Origin of the sequence: Nostoc sp. DedQUE02 (assembly GCF_034531035.1) — a bacterium.
Lineage (GTDB): Bacteria > Cyanobacteriota > Cyanobacteriia > Cyanobacteriales > Nostocaceae > Nostoc.
The window spans coordinates 1-1,561 of record NZ_JAVRBY020000143.1 but is presented as its reverse complement, the minus strand read 5'-3'; the positions used below and the strand labels follow the sequence as shown (position 1 = coordinate 1,561).

Sequence of the window (1,561 nt, the reverse complement as noted above, 5' to 3'; positions counted from 1 at the left end):
TGACACCTGAAGTGTTTGTCTATACAAGTCGCGGCTTGGATAAAAGCTGGTGACGTGCAATTGTATGGGGGCCCCAAGAGGATTACAAAACGAAAATCTGATGTGGTTCTTTCCAATAACTTTCTGTTATATCTGGTAGTCGCTTATGCACTTGTCACTGACGAATTAGCAAAACACACTGGACAACCTGCAATTGTTCACCGAATAGGATATGTCGACCAAGGTAAACAAAAGTTTCATCAATTTTCTGATGAGGAATTAGAGCAATTCCTTAACGAATACTACCCAACATAATTAACAACAGCATTTACCTATGACTTATCGACAACAGCTTTTTGATTGGATCGTTGTCAAACAAGTTTCCCCATGCAACTGGGTTATCTTGTCCCAATTTAGAAGACGCAACGATGCCGATGGTTACTGCCAAATGATGAAACAACTTTCCCATGTAAATGTTGAAGTAATTTTCCGTGACCGGATTACAGAGTTTGGGTTGTAGGTCTAATTCAAAAGCGATCGCAGTCTGGTTGAGGAGTGCGATCGCTCATGAATTCATCTACCCAAACACTTCAAACGTGTACAAGTAAAAAATATCACATTTTCAGCAAATGCAAGTAACAACCATCACTTACCAAAGAGTTCTAAATCTCGACGATTACAATTCGTGCAGATTAGAGAAAACTGCTCTACTACCTGAAGACTATCAAGACCATGAAATTGCAACACAGGCACTTATAGAAAGTGTTGAGCGCCAAATTCATGAGGAGCATATACACAACCAACTTGATAAAGAAATCAGAGACAGAAAGAAAGAATTAGCGGCGCTCAACGTAGAGGTTGAGAATTTAAAAAATGAACTTCAAAGACTCCAAAAAGTCAAGGATCAGCCAGACCCAGATGATATCCCTGATGGATTTTAGCTGAAGTTTTTTTTAGGCGATGGCTACGCCAACGCCAAGGGCGAACGCCTCCCTACCAAAGAATGCGATCGCCCTAGATCGATACCAAAGTTAGTTTACCAAAATGCACACCATAATCAACACACCATCTGTGTTTACCTGCAAAACTCCAACAGAAGGATGGATCAACCTAGCCCAAGTCAGACAACTTCAGCATGAGGAATACCCAAACAATGTTGTAGTTCTCACTTGGCACAACGGCGATAGACAAGCTTTCACTGGTGTTAATGCCACAGCAATTTTGCAAGCTTGGCAACAGGCAACAGACTTATTAGAGCAGCGCTGCAATTGTAATCATCGCTTGAAAAATCGGAGGTCAGGATGAGCGATCACAGCGATCAATTTTTAAGTGTTAGAAAAATTCGTGAAACTCATAATGCCGCAACTATTTACGGCATGAATGATGACGGAACTGAAGCATCAAGACCAATTGCAGAATTTTCGCGTCCTCAAGATTGGGGAGATAAAAAACGCTGGCATTATGAATTCTTCCGTTTGTCATGGGTGAGTGATGGCAATGAATATATTAACAATTGCCATTGTTACACCGATATAAAAAACCCCGAATGTGGCTATCCTGTTTTATTTGCGGGGTGTGTAGC

The 1,561-nt window shown here is 41.1% G+C and carries 5 protein-coding genes; all 5 read left to right on the top strand.

Going from position 1 to position 1,561, the window contains the following annotated elements; all coding sequences use genetic code 11:
- Positions 1–15: 15 nt before the first annotated feature.
- Entirely contained in the window at positions 16–294 is a 279-nt protein-coding gene (locus RMX98_RS36210; protein WP_409881988.1) for a hypothetical protein, read from the top strand.
- A gap of 19 nt (positions 295–313) precedes the next feature.
- Entirely contained in the window at positions 314–499 is a 186-nt protein-coding gene (locus tag RMX98_RS36205; RefSeq protein WP_409881989.1) for a hypothetical protein, read from the top strand.
- A 109-nt stretch (positions 500–608) separates the two neighbouring features.
- Positions 609–920 carry a hypothetical protein gene (locus RMX98_RS36200; RefSeq protein ID WP_409881990.1) on the top strand — a complete coding sequence of 104 codons (312 nt, stop codon included), beginning with the start codon at positions 609–611 and terminating at the stop codon, positions 918–920.
- A 103-nt stretch (positions 921–1,023) separates the two neighbouring features.
- Positions 1,024–1,284 (top strand): hypothetical protein, encoded by a 261-nt coding sequence (locus RMX98_RS36195; RefSeq protein ID WP_409881991.1) that lies wholly within the window; start codon positions 1,024–1,026, stop codon positions 1,282–1,284.
- On the top strand, positions 1,281–1,561 hold a 281-nt coding region (locus RMX98_RS36190), incomplete at its 3' end, for a hypothetical protein (RefSeq protein WP_409881992.1). The genes RMX98_RS36195 and RMX98_RS36190, both read left to right, overlap by 4 nt.

What these genes read in the sequence shown, in the direction of transcription:
- RMX98_RS36200 (WP_409881990.1), top strand. Translation starts at nt 609, where the DNA reads ATGCAAGTAACAACCATCACTTACCAAAGAGTTCTAAATCTCGACGAT.
- RMX98_RS36195 (WP_409881991.1), top strand. Translation starts at nt 1,024, where the DNA reads ATGCACACCATAATCAACACACCATCTGTGTTTACCTGCAAAACTCCA.
- RMX98_RS36205 (WP_409881989.1), top strand. Translation starts at nt 314, where the DNA reads ATGACTTATCGACAACAGCTTTTTGATTGGATCGTTGTCAAACAAGTT.